The sequence below is a fragment of the Variovorax sp. P5_A3 genome (assembly GCF_056400665.1).
In genome coordinates, this window is sequence record NZ_JBFUKW010000017.1 from 59,701 (window position 1) to 74,327 (window position 14,627).

The window sequence follows — 14,627 nt, forward strand, 5'->3', positions numbered from 1 at the left end:
TGTTTCTGGCCTTCTCACACCGTACGATGCGGGGTGATTCATTGACCGGGAAATAGATCGATGCCTGACATCGTTGTTGTCTTTCACTCGGGCTACGGCCATACGCAGCGTGTCGCGCAGGCTGTGGCCGAAGGCGCTGGGGCCCATCTGCTGCCGATCGATGCCGATGGCAATCTGCCGCCGCAAGGCTGGGAGATGCTCGCCGGGGCGGACGCGATCATCATGGGCTCGCCGACCTACATGGGCGGCGTGAGCTGGCAGTTCAAGAAATTCGCGGACGCATCGTCCAAGGTCTGGTACGTGCAAGGCTGGAAGGACAAGCTCTTTGCCGGCTTCAGCAACAGCGCGGCCATGAACGGCGACAAGGACGCGACGCTGACCTACCTCTGGCACTTCGCCATGCAGCACGGCGGACTGTGGGTCAGCCCCGCCATCATGCCGAGCACCGACAAGGCCGCGAAGCGCGATTCGATCAACTACGTCGGCGGATACAACGGCCTGCTGACGACCTCGCCTTCCGACGCAAGTCCGGCCGAAATGGCGCGGGGCGACCTGGACACCGCGCGCGCCTTTGGCGAACGCGTGGCTGAAGTCGCAAAAAGATAAGCTCGAGATATAAGCTCACCCCCAGGCTTGCCCACTTCGTGTGGCCGCCTACCCCCTGCCGGGGGCAACCCCGACGGCCCGGCGAAGCCGGTTCCGTGGGGTTTCTGGGAAGTGGGGTTGAACGACTTGACGCAACTCTTTTGGAGAACCACGATGACCGCACCGCTGTTGCTTCAACCGCACGACAAGGATCTTGGAGGTGGCTTCAAGGTTCGCCGGCTTCTGCCGGCGGCGAAGCGACGTTCAGTGGGGCCCTTTGTCTTCTTCGACCACTTCGGGCCGGCGACCGAGCAGCCGGGGTCGGAGCACGACGTGCGGCCTCATCCGCACATCGGCCTCTCGACCGTGACCTATCTCTTCGAGGGCGCGATGATGCACCGCGACAGCCTCGGCAGCGTGCAGGAAATCCGCCCTGGCGCGATCAACTGGATGACCGCGGGGCGCGGCATTGTCCATTCGGAGCGCAAGCCCCAGCAGTTACTCGATGCGACCTATGTGAACCACGGCCTGCAGTTGTGGGCCGCCTTGCCGCAGGCGCACGAGGAAGTCGAGCCCAGCTTCGCGCACACCGCCGCGGCGGACATTCCGTCGCTGGAGGTACAGGGCGTGCAAGTTCGCGTGCTCGTCGGCGAGGCCTTCGGCGCCCGCTCGCCGGTCGCGACGCTCTCGAAGACGATCTATCTCGACCTTGCCTTGCCGGCCGGCGCGCGCTTCGAGCTGCCTGCGCTGGCTCAGGAACTCGCGATCTATCCCGTCGACGGCGATGTATCGCTGGACGGCGAAGCCGTTGCGCAGCACACGATGGCAACGCTGGCTGAAGGCGAAGGCGCCGTACTGACCGCCCAAACCGCCGTTCGCCTGGTCGTCATCGGCGGCGAGCCGCTCGACGGCCCGCGCTTCATCACCTGGAACTTCGTTTCGAGCCGGCGCGAACGCATCCTCGAAGCCGGCGCCGACTGGTCCGCGCAACGCATGGGCCATGTGCCAGGTGAGACAGAGTTCATTCCGTTGCCAGGCCATCCCTTCCAGGTTCAGGCGCCCGCCGACACCGGGACAACCCCTGTGTAAGGAACGCTGCGTCGACCGGCCCGAACCGCCCACCGGGCGCGCTCACAAGCGGACGCCAACCTTCAATCAGCGCTTGATACCAATGTCAGGATCCTCGGCAGCCCGTGCGCTCACGCCGCTGGCCCGCGCTTTCAGGTCCGGCGACAGCGATTCCCGTCCGTCGAAGACAAAGCACTCACCCTGGTAGTGCGAGCCGCCCACTTCCTCGAAATACTTGAGGATGCCCCCTTGAAGCTGAAGCACATCGGCCACACCGACTTCCCGCATCAGGATGGCCGCCTTCTCGCAACGGATGCCCCCCGTGCAGAAGCTGACGACCGTCTTGCCTGCGAGATCGTCGCGGTGCTTCTGCAGCGCCTTCGGGAATTCTGTGAATTTGTGGATCCGCCAGTCGATGGCGCCTTCGAAGGTGCCGTAGTCCACCTCGAATGCGTTGCGTGTGTCGAGCAGCGCCACCGGCTTGCCGGCATCGTCGTGTCCCTGGTCGAGCCAGCGCTTGAGCGTTGTTGCATCCACGCCCGGTGCGCGCCCCGCGGCGGGCTGGATCGCCGGATGGTCCATGCGGATGATCTCGCGCTTGAGCTTCACCAGCATCCGCCGGAACGGCTGCGTGGCCGACCAGCTTTCCTTCGCTTCCAGATCGCTGAAACGCGCGTCCGCACGCAGCGATGCCAGGAAAGCGCACACGGATTCCGCGGTGCCCGCCACGAACAGATTGATGCCTTCCGGCGCGATCAGGATCGTGCCCTTCAGCGCCAGCGCGTGGGTTTTCTCGCGAAGCGCTTCACGCAGTTCGGCGGCGTCGTCAATCGGGACGAACTTGTAGGCCGCGATATTCAAAATCTCTTGCACGGGGCGGGATTGTAGGTGGGCGCCGGGCCGCCCCAAGGCCACCGAGCCGCCCCCTCGGGGGGTGGCGAAGCACACGAAGTGGCAAGCCGGGGGCATGACCTTAGGGAGAGCGAGATCACATCGTGGAGGTCCGCCTTCCTACAATCACCGGATGTTCGTTCACCTGCGCCTGCACACCGAGTTTTCCGTCGTCGACGGTACCAACCGCATCGATGAAGTCGTCAAGGCCGCCGCCAAGGATGGCCAGCCCTCACTGGCGATCACCGACCTCAACAACCTCTTCGGCGCCGTCAAGTTCTACAAGGAAGCGCGCGGCAAGGGCGTCAAGCCGGTGCTGGGCGCCGAGGTCTTCGTCGAGGGATTCGGCGCCGAACCGGGCACCCTGACCCGCATCGTCCTGCTGGTGCAGAACAAAGAGGGCTATCTCCATCTCTCCGAACTGCTCGCTCGCGCCTGGACGCAGAACGTCGGCCGCGGACAGGCGCAGGCCGCCTGCAAGCTGGCCTGGCTGCAGGAACTGCAAGGCGGCCTGATCGCACTGTCGGGCGCCCAGGCCGGACCGCTGGGTGCGCCGCTGCTGCAAGGCCAGGCCGAGCGTGCCGCCGAGATCGCCCTGCAACTGGCGGGGCTCTTCCCGCACCGCTTCTACATCGAGCTGCAACGCGCGGGCCGCCCCGAAGACGAGCCGCATGTGATCGCAGCGGTGCAACTCGCCGCACGACTCAAGCTGCCGGTCGTTGCGACGCACCCCGTGCAGTTCGCCACCGCCGACGACTACGAAGCGCACGAGGCGCGCGTCTGCATCTCCGAAGGCGAGATCCTCGGCAACCCGCGACGCGTGCGCAAGTTCACCCGCGAGCAGTACTTCAAGTCGTCCGCCGAGATGACCACGCTCTTCGCCGACATCCCGAGCGCGATCGCCAACACGGTCGAGATCGCCAAGCGCTGCAACCTCACCCTGGTGCTCGGCAAGCCACAGCTGCCGAACTTCCCGACGCCGAACGGCATGCCGATCGAGGAGTACTTCCGCGTCGCCTCGTTCGAAGGGCTGGAAGAGCGTCTCGCGCACCTGTATCCCGACGGCGCCAAACGCGATGCCGAACGCCCCCGCTACGTCGAGCGCCTGGAGTTCGAGATCAACACCATCCTGAAGATGGGCTTCCCCGGTTACTTCCTGATCGTGGGCGACTTCATCAACTGGGCCAAGAAGAACGGCTGCCCGGTCGGGCCGGGCCGGGGCTCGGGCGCCGGTTCGCTGGTGGCCTATGCGCTGAAGATCACCGACCTCGATCCGCTCGAATACAAGCTGCTGTTCGAGCGCTTCCTGAACCCCGAGCGCGTGTCGATGCCCGACTTCGACATCGACTTCTGCCAGGGCAACCGCGACCGCGTCATCGACTACGTCAAGGACAAGTACGGCCGCGACGCCGTGAGCCAGATCGCCACCTTCGGAACGATGGCCGCGCGCGCCGCCATTCGCGACGTGGGCCGGGTGCTCGACATGAGCTACATGTTCTGCGACGGGATCAGCAAGCTCATCCCGAACAAGCCGGGTCAGCCGGTGACGATCCAGTACCCGCCGTCACCCAAGGTGGACGGCGACAAGAACAACTACGCCATCGAGATGGAGCCGCAACTCGCGGAGCGGATCGAGAAGGAAGAAGAAGTCCGCATGCTGGTCGAGCTCGCGCAGAAGCTCGAGGGCATGACCCGCAACATCGGCATGCATGCGGGCGGGGTGCTGATCGCGCCCGGCAAGCTCACCGACTTCTGCCCGCTCTACCAGCAACCGGGCAGCGACTCGGCCGTGAGCCAGTATGACAAGGACGACGTTGAAGCCGTCGGCCTCGTGAAGTTCGACTTCCTGGGCCTGGCGACGCTCACGATCCTCGAGATCGCGAGAGAGTTCATCGTCAAGCGCCACAAGGGTCAGGAGGACTTCGCCTACGAGAACATCCGGCTCGACGACGTGCCGACCTACAAGCTCTTCGCCGAAGGCAAGACCGAAGCCGTGTTCCAGTTCGAATCGCGCGGCATGCAGGGCATGCTGAAGGACGCGCGGCCGACGCGGCTGGAAGACCTGATCGCGTTGAACGCGCTGTACCGGCCTGGCCCGATGGACCTGATCCCCAGCTTCGTCGCGCGCAAGCACGGCCGCGAGCCGGTGGAGTACCCGCACCCGCTGGTGGCCGAGATGCTCTCCGAGACCTACGGGATCATGGTCTACCAGGAACAGGTGATGCAGACCGCGCAGATCCTGGGCGGTTATTCGCTCGGCGGCGCCGACTTGCTGCGCCGCGCGATGGGCAAGAAGAAGGCCGAGGAAATGGCCGAGCACCGCGAGATCTTCCGCAAGGGTGCGGCCAGGAACGACATCGACCAGAAGAAGGCCGACGAGATCTTCGACCTGATGGAGAAGTTCGCGGGCTACGGCTTCAACAAGTCGCACGCGGCCGCGTACTCGCTGCTGGCCTATCACACCGGCTGGCTGAAGGTGCACTACACGGCCGAGTTCTTCTGCGCGAACATGACCGTGGAAATGGACGACACCGACAAGCTCAAGGTGCTGTTCGAGGATGCGCAGAAGAACTTCGGCATGACTTTCGAGCCGCCGGACGTGAACCGCGGCAACTACCGCTTCGTCCCGGTCAACGACAAGGTCATCCGCTACGGACTCGGAGCAGTCAAGGGCACGGGACAACTCGCGGTCGAGGCGGTCGTGCGGGCGCGCGAGGAGGGTGGACCCTTCAAGAGCCTGTTCGACTTCTGCGTGCGCGTGGATCGGCAGCGGATCAACAAGCGCACGGTCGAAGCGCTGATCAAGGCCGGCGCTTTCGATTCGTTGCAGCAGAACCGCGCGTCGCTGATCGCATCGGTCGATCGAGCCTATGAATTCGCCGTCGCGACCGAGGCCAATGCTGCGCAGGTCGATATCTTCGGGGACTTCGAGCACGGCTCGGCCACGGCGGAGCCCGATCTGGTGGATGCCACCCCCTGGGGCGTCAAGGAGCGACTGACCTACGAGAAGACCGCTGTCGGCTTCTACCTGTCGGGCCACCTCTTCGACGAAGTGGCGCACGAAGTGCGGCGATTCTGCAAGCGCGAGATCGACGAGCTGATGGACTCGCGCGAACAGCAGGTGATCGCCGGCATCGTGAGCGACTTCCGCGTGATCAACGGCCAGCGCGGACGGCTCGCCATCTTCAAGCTCGACGACAAGTCGGGCGCGATCGATGCGACCGCCGACGAGGCGCTCTTCAACGCCAACCGCAACGTGCTGAAGGACGACGAACTGGTGATTGTCAGCGGGCGCCTGCAGCCTGCGCGTGGCGGCTTCGAGGCGCGATTCCAGGTCCAGCAGGTGTGGGACCTGGCGACGGCGCGCTGCCGCTTCGGCAAGTTCCTCCGCGTGGCGGTCAACGGCAAGGCGCCGGACATTGCGCGCATGGTGAAGGATTTTCCGCCCCGCACCGAGCAGAGCGAGCACGGCGAACTGCTGCAAGGCTTGGGCGTGCGCCTGTCGATGGCGCGCAATGGCGCACAGGTCGAACTGCAACTGGGCGAACGCGCCAAGTTCTTCCCGACCGATGCGGCCTTGGCAAGCTGGATGGCGCAGGCTGACGCAGGAAAGGCGGCGATCGTCTATGACTAGGACGATCGCAAAGCATGCTTCCAGAAGACCGACAACTGTTCCTGCTGTTGAACGCTGACGCGGATGCGCCTGGCTGGGTGATCGGCGGCGGCCACTTCCTGGCGGCGCATGCGCACTGGCTGCTGGTGCTGCTGCTGTTGGGGCTCGCGCTGCATCGCTGGCGGCCGCTGGTCAGGCCGACGCTTGCCGCCTTGCTGGCCATTGCATTGGGCAGCATCATCTGCGAGGTCATCGGGCAGGTCTGGGATCGTCCGAGGCCGTTCGAGCAGGGCCTCGGTTACCTGCATCTGGGGCATAGTCCCACCCCTTCTTTCCCGAGCAGTCATGCGACGGCCTACGCGGCGCTGGCAGTTTCGTTCCTGCTTGTTGCGGACTACAAGATCGTCGGCTGGTTCCTGGTCGTGCTGGCCGGTCTCGTGAGCCTGGCCCGGGTCGTTGTTGGCGTGCACTATCCCTTGGACATCACCGTCGGTGCGGCTATCGGTGGGCTCGCGGCCGTTGCCGCCTATGGCCTGATCGAAAAGGTGTGGAAACGCCCGGCTTGAGGTGGCCCGAAAAGGGTGTGCGCTCAGAGCTTCGGGCGCAGCGTGATCGCCAACCGAGGTGGCACCGTGCCATCGATGTCGCGCGGCAGCTTCTCTGTTTTTTGCAGCGCGCGCAATGCAGCCTCATCCCACTGGGGCAGGCCACTCGATTTGATGAGAACGGGCGTACCGACGATGGTGCCGTCGGGTGCGAGGCGAACGTCGTATTCGACCGCCGGGTTGCCGCTCACAAGATTCGCGTCCGGGAACACGATGTTCGGCCGAACCGCCGCGTTGACCTTGCCCGCGTAGCTCCCTGAAGGGCCTGACGCGCGCGCGGCTGTGCCGGTCGAGTTCTCGTTGCCAGTGCCGGCCATGGCCTGCATCCGCTTCAGCGTGGCAGCGCGATCCGCAGCCGCCTGCTTGACATCGGCTTCCTTCTTCTTCGCCGCTTCGGCCTGCTTGGCCTCAGCCTCCTGCCGCTTCTTCAGTTCGGCCTGTTTCTGCTGCTCGGCCTTCTTGCGATCGGCCTCGTCCTCGGCGCGTTCCCTGGCCTCGGCTTCCTTCTTTTCCTGCGCCGCCTTCTTCGCGGCGTCGAGCTTCTTCTGTTGCTGCGCCTGCTGCTCCAGTTCGCGCTCGCGCTCCTTCTGTTCCTTGAGTTTCTTCTCGCGTTCGAGCGCGATGTCGGGCGCCTTGGGGGCCGGCGTGGGGTCGGGCGGCTTCACCGCCTGTGGCGGCGGGGGAGGGGGCGGTGGCGGCGGTGCAGGAGTCGGCACCGGAGCCGGCGGCGTGGGCACCGGCGCGACGGCGCGAGGCGCGGCCTGCTGGACGGTCGACGACCACAACTCGGCCTCGACCGCGTCGTTCTCGGCCTCGCGCCGCCAACTCACGCCCCAGGTCAGCGCGGCGATGAGCAACGCATGGGCGATCAGCGCCAGCAGCACGGCGCGCGGCGTTCCGCGCTGCGGCGGCGGCGCGAATTCGGGGCGGTCAGCGGCGAGCGACATGCCTTACTTCGCGCCCGTGGTCTGCACCGAGAGGCCAACCCTTTCGATGCCGCTGCGCTTGAGCTGGTTCATCGCCTTGACCACCGTCTCGTACTTGACCGTCTTGTCGGCGCTGATCACCACCGGGCGATCCGCATCGCCGCCTTGGGCGTTCTTGGCGGCCGAGCCGATCTGCGTCATCGGGATGGAACTGCCGCCGCTGCCGGTCGACGGATCCTTCTTGATCTGCACTTCGTCATCGCTCTTGATCACGATCTCGATCGGCTTGTCGGGCTGCTTGTTGGCGCGGTCGACCGTCGGCAGGTTGATCACGCTCGGCGTGATCAGCGGCGCCGTGACCATGAAGATGATCAGCAGCACCAGCATCACGTCGATGAACGGGACCATGTTGATCTCGTTGATCGTTCGGCGGCCCCGGCCGCGGGAGGACATGGCTGGCATGGCGAGGTGCTCCGCTTCAGCGGCCCGTGGCCGCGGTGGCTGCCGCCGGGTTCACGTGGGCGGTCAGGTTGCGCTGCAGGATGTTCGAGAACTCCTCGATGAAGGTCTCGAGCGCGATGGCGATCTTGTCGATCTCACGGGCAAAGCGGTTGTAGGCGACCACGGCCGGGATGGCCGCAAAGAGGCCGATCGCCGTGGCGACGAGCGCTTCCGCGATGCCGGGCGCGACGGTGGACAGCGTGACCTGCGCGAGTGCGGCAAGGCCGGTGAAGGCATGCATGATCCCCCATACCGTGCCGAAGAGGCCGACGTAGGGCGACACCGAACCGACGGTCGCGAGGAAGGACAGGTTCTGCTCGACCGCGTCGAGTTCGCGCTGGAAGCTCGCGCGCATCGCGCGGCGTGCGCCATCGAGGAGGGTGCCGGTGTCCGACACGTGCCGCTCGCGCAGCTTCTGGTATTCGCGCATGCCGGAGGCGAAGATGCGTTCCATCGGGCCGGCGAACTTGGCGTTCTGCGCTGCGGAGGAGAAGAGCTCGTTCAGGCTGGTGCCCGACCAGAAGTCACGCTCGAAATCATCGTTGAGCGAGCGCGTGCGCTTGAGGGAGAAGTACTTGCGGAAGATGGCAGCCCAGCTCGCGACGGAGACGACGATGAGCAGCAGCACCACGAGCTGTACCGGAAGGCTGGCGTGCAGCAGCAGGGAAATGATCGAGAGGTCTTGATTCATGGCTTGAGAGATTGAGACATGGAGCCGGCGTAGCGCTCGAGGGTTCCCGAAACCTGGGCAGGGATGCGCGCAGGCCGCAGTGTGTCGGCCTTGACCCAGCCGATGCGGATCGTGCCTTCACACAGCAGGGCGCCGTCAACGGCCGCGATGCCCTCTTCGTTAGGTTGCTCTGATTTTGATAGCACGCGCTGGGCGATTATCAATGACGCGGAGCCGATCTGGCGAAGCTCGGCTGTAACGAGCAGTTCATCGTCGAGCCGCGCGGGGCGGTGGTACTTGAGTTGCGTCTCGCTGACCACGAAGATGCCGCCGGTCTCCTCGCGCAGCTTGCCCTGCGCAATGCCGAGCGAGCGCAGCCACTCGGTGCGTGCGCGCTCCATGAACTTGAGGTAGTTGGCGTAGAACACGATGCCGCCGGCATCGGTGTCCTCCCAGTAGACGCGGATGGGCAGCGCAAAGCTCATGCAGGAACGGGGGCTTCGGCCCAGGCGCGCAGCCGGGCGACCGCCTCTTCGAGGTGCGCCATCGAGCTCGCCGTCGAGAAGCGGATGAAGCGGCCTGTTTCTGCCGAGCCGAAGTCACGTCCCGGCGTGACGGCGACGTGCGCCTGCTTCATCGCTTCGAATGCGAAGTCCCAGCTTCCGGAGATGCCGAGCCTTTCCGCGAAGCTGCCGCAATCGGCCCAGGCATAGAAGGCGCCATCGGGCATCACCGGCACTTCGAGGCCAAGTGCATTGAGTTGCGGAATGAACCAGTCGCGCCGCGCCTTGAATTCGGCACGGCGGCGTTCGTACTCGGTGATGCTGTCGGCCTCGAAGCAGGCGAGGGCGGCGTACTGCGACACCGTGCTCGCGCAGATGAAAAGGTTCTGCGCCAGACGCTCGACCGCCGGCACGAGCGCGTCGGGCACCACCAGCCAGCCGAGGCGCCAGCCGGTCATGTTGAAGTACTTGCTGAAGCTGTTGATGCTGATGACCTGGTCGTCGATGGCGAGCGCGGTCTGGCCGAAGGCGTCGTCGTAGGACAGGCCGAGGTAGATCTCGTCGATCAGCGTGATGCCGCCGCGTCGCGACACGACTTCGTGGATACGGCGAAGCTCATCGGGCGCGATCGAGGTGCCGGTCGGATTCGATGGCGACGCCAGCAGCACGCCGCGCGTGCGTTCGGTCCACGCCGCTTCGACCTTGGCGGCGCTGAGCTGGAAGCGCTCGGCGGCCGTGGTCGGCACCAGGACCGCGCGGCCGTCGGCGGCGGTCACGAAGTGGCGGTTGCACGGATAGCTCGGGTCGGGCAGCAGCATCTCGTCGCCGGCCTCGATCAGCGCGAGGCACGCGAGCTGCAAGGCGGCGGATGCGCCGGCCGTGATGACGATGCGGCGTGCCGGCACGTCGACGCCGAAGCGCTGGGCGTACCAGCCGCTGATGCGCTCGCGCAGGTGATCGAGGCCGGTGGCCTGTGTGTACTGCGTGGCGCCCGCACGCACGGCCCGTGCTGCGGCCTCTTGCACCAGCGGCGGCGCGGTGAAGTCGGGCTCGCCGATGTTCAGGAAGATCATCGGCCGCTCGGTGTGCGCGACCTCGCGGGCCAGCTTCGAAGCGGCCTTGGCCACTTCCATCACGTAGAAGGGTTCGATGCGCTCCGCGCGCTTCGAAATCCTCATGGCTTCGCCTTTCCGCTGGCGCGATCGGCTTCGACTTCGGCCGGGCGCAATTGCGGCGCGAGCCCGTTGAGCACCGCGTTCACGTACTTGTGGCCGTCGGTCCCGCCGAATTCCTTGGCGAGCTCGATGCATTCGTTCAGCACCACGCGCCATGGCACGTCGGGACAGTTTTGGAACTCGTACACGCCGATCCACATTACCGCGTGCTCGATCGGGGAGATCTCCTCGAGCTTGCGGTCGAGCAGGGGGACGATTAAAGCGTCGAGCTGGCCGGCAGACTCGATCGAGCCGTGCAGCAATGCGTCGTAATGCGCCGCATCGGCCTTGTGGAAGCCGGCGAGATCGCGCGTGAACTCGTCGATGGATGCCGCGTCGTTGCGGCCCACCAGGTGCTGGTAGAGCGCCTGCACGGCGAACTCGCGTGCGCGGCTTCGGTTCGACTTGGCCGATGCCTTGCGCACGCCCGTGCTGGTGAGCCCGGTGCGGGACTGGCGCGGCTTGCCGCTGGATGCCTTGGAGTTTTCGGTCATGAAAGGGTGGCGAGCAGTTGCGCCATCTCGACCGCGACGCGTGCTGCATCGCGGCCCTTGTCGGTCTGCCGCGCGATGGCCTGTTCGAGGTTCTCGGTGGTGAGGATCGCGTTGGCGATCGGGATGCGGTAGTCCAGCGCCAGGCGGCTGACGCTCGCGCCCGATTCGTTGGCCACCAGTTCGAAGTGATAGGTCTCGCCGCGAATGATGCAGCCGAGCGCGATCAATGCCTGGTAGCGGTTGCGTTCGGCCAGTGCCTGCAGCGCGACCGGCACTTCGAGTGCGCCGGGCACGCTCAGGTGGTCGATGTCGGCATCGGCCACGCCGAGCGCCGCGAGTTCGGCGCGGCAGGCCTTGGCCAGCGCGTCGGTGATTTCCTCGTTGAAGCGCGCCTGCACGATGCCGATGCGCAGGCCCTTGCCGTTGAGCTCGACGTCGCCGCCCTTGTTCGCGTGTTGCATCAGTTCTCGTCCTTCGCGATGTAGCCGGCGATCTCGAGGCCGTAGCCTGCGGCCATGCTCGGCATGCGGCGTGGCGCGCCCAGCAGGTTCATCTTGTGCACGCCGCATTCGCGCAGGATCTGCGCGCCGATGCCGTAGCTGCGCAGGTCCATGCGGCCGCGTTCGGGGGCTTGCGCGGGGCGGGCGGTGCCATCGAACTGCGACAGCAACTCCGCGCCGGTTTCGCCGCAGTTCAGCAGCACCGCGACGCCCTTGCCCTCGGCCGCGAGGTGCGCCAGGCTGGCGTCGAGGCTCCAGGAGTGCAGGGCGCGGTTGAGTTCGAGCGCGTCGAGCACCGACAGCGGCTCGTGCACACGCACGTCGACCGTGTCCGCCACATTCCATTTGCCGCGGACCAATGCCAGGTGCACGCCGTTGCTCGGCTTGTCCTTGAAGGCGTGGGCGGTGAACGGTCCCCACGCGGTCTGGATCTCGCGGCAGCCGACTTTTTCGATGAGCGATTCGGTGCGGCTGCGGTGCTCGATCAGCGCGGCGATGGTGCCAATCTTGATGTCGTGCTCGGCCGCGAAGAGCTGGAGGTCGGGCAGTCGCGCCATCGTGCCGTCTTCGTTCATGACTTCGCAGATCACGGCGGCGGGCGAGCAGCCGGCCATGGCAGCCAGGTCGCAGCCGGCCTCGGTATGGCCGGCGCGCATCAGCACGCCGCCGTCGACGGCCTGCAAAGGGAAGATGTGGCCTGGCTGGACCAGGTCGACCGCGACCGCGTTGGGGGCGACCGCGGCCTGGACCGTGCGCGAGCGGTCGGCGGCGGAGATGCCGGTCGTCACGCCTTCGGCGGCCTCGATCGACACGGTGAACGCGGTCGAATGCTTGGCGCCATTGCGCGCCACCATCGGCGGCAACTGCAGCCGCTCGCACATCTCACGCGACAGCGTGAGGCAGATCAGGCCGCGTGCATGGCGGGCCATGAAGTTGATGGCCTCCGGCGTGACGTGGTCTGCGGCGAGGACGATGTCGCCCTCGTTCTCGCGATCTTCCTCGTCGACCAGGATCACCATGCGGCCGGCGCGCAGCTCGGCGACGATTTCCTCGACCGCGGAAATCGGCGCCGGTGCACGGCCGCCGCGCGAGGCGCCGATCGGTGTGACGGATGCGTTCATGGGGAACTGTCTTTCTGTGGCAATGGAATGGCGCCGGCCTGGAGCATGCGCTCGACGTAGCGCGCGACGGTATCGATTTCGAGGTTCACGCGGCTGCCTGGCGTCAGGCTGCCGAGCGCGGTGTTCTCGACGGTGTGGGGAATCAGGTTGATGCTGACTTCGCTGCCGTCCGGGCTGTCGGTCACGCTGTTGACCGTCAGGCTCACGCCGTTGACGGTGATCGAGCCTTTGTAGGCCAGGAAGCGCGCGAGAGCGGGCGGCGCGAGGACGCGCAGTTCCCAGCTTTCGCCGACGGGCTCGAACTTGCGCACGCTGCCGATGCCGTCGACGTGGCCGGACACGATGTGCCCGCCCAGCCGGTCGCTGGCGCGCAGGGCCTTTTCGAGGTTGACGCGCGTCTCCTCTTCCGAAAGCCCGGCGGTCTTGTCCAGCGATTCGGCCGAGATATCGATGGTGAAGAGCTTTTGCGCCGGGTCGAGCGTGGTGACGGTCATGCAGGCGCCGTTGAGCGCGATGCTGTCACCGAGACCCACGTCGTCGAGATAGCCGTCGGGCACTGCGATGCTGAGCCGCTTGCCGTGGGATGAAGAACTGCCGAGGTCGCGGACGGCGGCGATGCGCCCCACGCCGGTGATGATTCCGGTGAACATCACCGCATTTTCGCAGAGAAGCGGCCCCTGCCCGCCGGACGGGCTAGAAAGCGTCGCGACCGGCCACCCGGGCCAGGATCCTGAGGTCAGGACCGAAGCGATCGACGGAGCGGAAATCCAGTGGCAGGGCACCGGACAGGGCGGTCAGCGGGCCGCCGGCAAAGGGCTGGCTGGCCATGTCCATGCCCTCGCCGAGGAACTTGGGGGCCAGGTAGACCAGCAGCTCATCGACCCAGCCCTCGCGCAGGAGTGATCCGTTGAGCTTGTGGCCTGCTTCGACATGCAGTTCGTTGACCCCGCGCACCGCCAGGTCGCGCAGCATCGCGCCGAGGTCGACCTTGCCGTCGGCATTGGACAGGGCCGTGATGGTGGCGCCCCTCGCCTCGAGGGCGCGGGCCTTGGCCTCGTCCCGGCCGGCCGCGTAGATCCAGACTTGGCGACCGGGGATGTCGAAGATCTTCGCGTCGGGTGGTGTCTGCAGCCGGCTGTCGACCACCACCAGGTGCGGCTGCCGCGGTGTCTCGACCAGTCGGACATCAAGGCGCGGGTTGTCTTCGATCAGCGTGCCGACGCCGGTCAGTACGGCACTCGCCCGCGCCCGCCAAGCATGGCCGTCGGTGCGCGCGGCCTCCGAGGTGATCCATTGGCTCACGCCGTTGGTCAACGCCGTCTTGCCGTCGAGCGAAGCGGCGATCTTGAGACGCACCCACGGTGTCTTGCGCGCCATGCGGCTGAAGAAGCCGATGTTGAGTTCGCGCGATTCGGTGGCGCCGGGGCCGACTTCAACCTCGATGCCGGCGGCGCGAAGTCGCTCGAATCCCTGGCCGCCGACCAGCGGATTCGGATCGGCGACCGACGCGACGACGCGTCGGATGCCCGCCGCAATCAGCGCATCGCAGCAAGGACCGGTGCGGCCGTGGTGCGAGCAGGGCTCCAGCGTCACGTAGGCCGTTGCGCCTGCAGTCGCATGGCCGAGCGACGCAGCATCGCGAAGGGCCATCACCTCGGCATGAGGGCCGCCCGCGCGCTGCGTGTGGCCCGTGCCGAGCACCTGGCCGGTCGGATCGACCAGCACGCAGCCTACGCGAGGATTGGGGTCGGTGAGAAAGCGCGCATCGTCTGCCAGCAGCTGTGCGACGGCGATGTGATGCGCATCCGCGATGAGAGGGGGCATGGAGGCGAATCATACGAGCGGTAGCCAATGGCAGGCCGAACGGCGACCGGCATCACGCACGACTTGCTTAGACTTTCTCCCATCGAAAAAAAGATCACTTCTTCGCGGGAGT

Annotated in this window: 15 protein-coding genes; 4 read left to right on the forward strand and 11 right to left on the reverse strand. The window is 66.2% G+C overall.

Going from position 1 to position 14,627, the window contains the following annotated elements:
- Window positions 1-60: 60 nt before the first annotated feature.
- Both AC1D3B_RS23580 and AC1D3B_RS23585 read left to right on the forward strand, forming a co-directional pair.
- Window positions 61-606, forward strand: coding sequence for a flavodoxin family protein (locus AC1D3B_RS23580; protein WP_478193097.1), 546 nt, complete (start codon window positions 61-63; stop codon window positions 604-606).
- 153 nt (window positions 607-759) lie between these two features.
- Window positions 760-1,674: a pirin family protein gene (locus tag AC1D3B_RS23585; RefSeq protein WP_478193098.1), complete on the forward strand. Its 915-nt coding sequence runs from the start codon at window positions 760-762 to the stop codon at window positions 1,672-1,674.
- Window positions 1,675-1,740: 66 nt separating this feature from the next.
- On the opposite strand, the gene AC1D3B_RS23590 is transcribed toward AC1D3B_RS23585, so the two are convergent.
- Window positions 1,741-2,526, reverse strand: coding sequence for a sulfurtransferase (locus AC1D3B_RS23590; protein WP_478193099.1), 786 nt, complete (start codon window positions 2,524-2,526; stop codon window positions 1,741-1,743).
- A 151-nt stretch (window positions 2,527-2,677) separates the two neighbouring features.
- On the opposite strand from AC1D3B_RS23590, the gene dnaE reads away from it, so the two are divergent.
- Window positions 2,678-6,178 carry a DNA polymerase III subunit alpha gene (gene dnaE / locus AC1D3B_RS23595; RefSeq protein WP_478193100.1) on the forward strand — a complete coding sequence of 1,167 codons (3,501 nt, stop codon included), beginning with the start codon at window positions 2,678-2,680 and terminating at the stop codon, window positions 6,176-6,178.
- 14 nt (window positions 6,179-6,192) lie between these two features.
- Complete coding sequence (locus AC1D3B_RS23600) at window positions 6,193-6,723, forward strand: phosphatase PAP2 family protein (protein WP_478193101.1); 531 nt, start codon at window positions 6,193-6,195, stop codon at window positions 6,721-6,723.
- Window positions 6,724-6,746: 23 nt separating this feature from the next.
- Here the strand turns inward: AC1D3B_RS23600 and tolA are convergent, their stop codons facing one another.
- The 10 genes from tolA to ribD are packed head-to-tail and all read right to left on the reverse strand — an operon-like array spanning window position 6,747 to window position 14,515.
- Window positions 6,747-7,709 carry a cell envelope integrity protein TolA gene (tolA, locus tag AC1D3B_RS23605; protein ID WP_478193102.1) on the reverse strand — a complete coding sequence of 321 codons (963 nt, stop codon included), beginning with the start codon at window positions 7,707-7,709 and terminating at the stop codon, window positions 6,747-6,749.
- 3 nt (window positions 7,710-7,712) lie between these two features.
- A complete protein-coding gene (locus AC1D3B_RS23610) occupies window positions 7,713-8,150 on the reverse strand; it encodes an ExbD/TolR family protein (protein ID WP_478193103.1) in 438 nt (145 codons plus the stop codon).
- A 16-nt stretch (window positions 8,151-8,166) separates the two neighbouring features.
- Window positions 8,167-8,880: a protein TolQ gene (gene tolQ / locus AC1D3B_RS23615; protein WP_478193104.1), complete on the reverse strand. Its 714-nt coding sequence runs from the start codon at window positions 8,878-8,880 to the stop codon at window positions 8,167-8,169.
- Entirely contained in the window at window positions 8,877-9,344 is a 468-nt protein-coding gene (gene ybgC, locus AC1D3B_RS23620) for a tol-pal system-associated acyl-CoA thioesterase (protein WP_478193105.1), read from the reverse strand. Before ybgC ends, tolQ begins: the two co-directional genes overlap by 4 nt.
- Window positions 9,341-10,540: a pyridoxal phosphate-dependent aminotransferase gene (locus tag AC1D3B_RS23625; protein ID WP_478193106.1), complete on the reverse strand. Its 1,200-nt coding sequence runs from the start codon at window positions 10,538-10,540 to the stop codon at window positions 9,341-9,343. The genes ybgC and AC1D3B_RS23625 overlap by 4 nt, the downstream gene beginning before the upstream one ends.
- Window positions 10,537-11,070: a transcription antitermination factor NusB gene (gene nusB, locus AC1D3B_RS23630; RefSeq protein WP_478193107.1), complete on the reverse strand. Its 534-nt coding sequence runs from the start codon at window positions 11,068-11,070 to the stop codon at window positions 10,537-10,539. Before nusB ends, AC1D3B_RS23625 begins: the two co-directional genes overlap by 4 nt.
- Entirely contained in the window at window positions 11,067-11,531 is a 465-nt protein-coding gene (ribH, locus tag AC1D3B_RS23635) for a 6,7-dimethyl-8-ribityllumazine synthase (protein WP_478193108.1), read from the reverse strand. The genes nusB and ribH overlap by 4 nt, the downstream gene beginning before the upstream one ends.
- Window positions 11,531-12,691: a bifunctional 3,4-dihydroxy-2-butanone-4-phosphate synthase/GTP cyclohydrolase II gene (gene ribBA, locus AC1D3B_RS23640; protein WP_478193109.1), complete on the reverse strand. Its 1,161-nt coding sequence runs from the start codon at window positions 12,689-12,691 to the stop codon at window positions 11,531-11,533. Before ribBA ends, ribH begins: the two co-directional genes overlap by 1 nt.
- A complete protein-coding gene (locus AC1D3B_RS23645; protein WP_478193110.1) occupies window positions 12,688-13,341 on the reverse strand; it encodes a riboflavin synthase in 654 nt (217 codons plus the stop codon). The genes ribBA and AC1D3B_RS23645 overlap by 4 nt, the downstream gene beginning before the upstream one ends.
- A gap of 43 nt (window positions 13,342-13,384) precedes the next feature.
- Window positions 13,385-14,515: a bifunctional diaminohydroxyphosphoribosylaminopyrimidine deaminase/5-amino-6-(5-phosphoribosylamino)uracil reductase RibD gene (gene ribD, locus AC1D3B_RS23650; protein WP_478193111.1), complete on the reverse strand. Its 1,131-nt coding sequence runs from the start codon at window positions 14,513-14,515 to the stop codon at window positions 13,385-13,387.
- Window positions 14,516-14,627: the final 112 nt, after the last annotated feature.

Coding starts and splice junctions, on each gene's coding strand:
- AC1D3B_RS23580 (WP_478193097.1), top strand. CDS start 61: ATGCCTGACATCGTTGTTGTCTTTCACTCGGGCTACGGCCATACGCAG.
- AC1D3B_RS23585 (WP_478193098.1), top strand. CDS start 760: ATGACCGCACCGCTGTTGCTTCAACCGCACGACAAGGATCTTGGAGGT.
- dnaE (WP_478193100.1), top strand. CDS start 2,678: ATGTTCGTTCACCTGCGCCTGCACACCGAGTTTTCCGTCGTCGACGGT.
- AC1D3B_RS23600 (WP_478193101.1), top strand. CDS start 6,193: ATGCTTCCAGAAGACCGACAACTGTTCCTGCTGTTGAACGCTGACGCG.
- tolA (WP_478193102.1), bottom strand. CDS start 7,709: ATGTCGCTCGCCGCTGACCGCCCCGAATTCGCGCCGCCGCCGCAGCGC.
- AC1D3B_RS23610 (WP_478193103.1), bottom strand. CDS start 8,150: ATGCCAGCCATGTCCTCCCGCGGCCGGGGCCGCCGAACGATCAACGAG.
- tolQ (WP_478193104.1), bottom strand. CDS start 8,880: ATGAATCAAGACCTCTCGATCATTTCCCTGCTGCTGCACGCCAGCCTT.
- ybgC (WP_478193105.1), bottom strand. CDS start 9,344: ATGAGCTTTGCGCTGCCCATCCGCGTCTACTGGGAGGACACCGATGCC.
- AC1D3B_RS23625 (WP_478193106.1), bottom strand. CDS start 10,540: ATGAGGATTTCGAAGCGCGCGGAGCGCATCGAACCCTTCTACGTGATG.
- nusB (WP_478193107.1), bottom strand. CDS start 11,070: ATGACCGAAAACTCCAAGGCATCCAGCGGCAAGCCGCGCCAGTCCCGC.
- ribH (WP_478193108.1), bottom strand. CDS start 11,531: ATGCAACACGCGAACAAGGGCGGCGACGTCGAGCTCAACGGCAAGGGC.
- ribBA (WP_478193109.1), bottom strand. CDS start 12,691: ATGAACGCATCCGTCACACCGATCGGCGCCTCGCGCGGCGGCCGTGCA.
- AC1D3B_RS23645 (WP_478193110.1), bottom strand. CDS start 13,341: ATGTTCACCGGAATCATCACCGGCGTGGGGCGCATCGCCGCCGTCCGC.
- ribD (WP_478193111.1), bottom strand. CDS start 14,515: ATGCCCCCTCTCATCGCGGATGCGCATCACATCGCCGTCGCACAGCTG.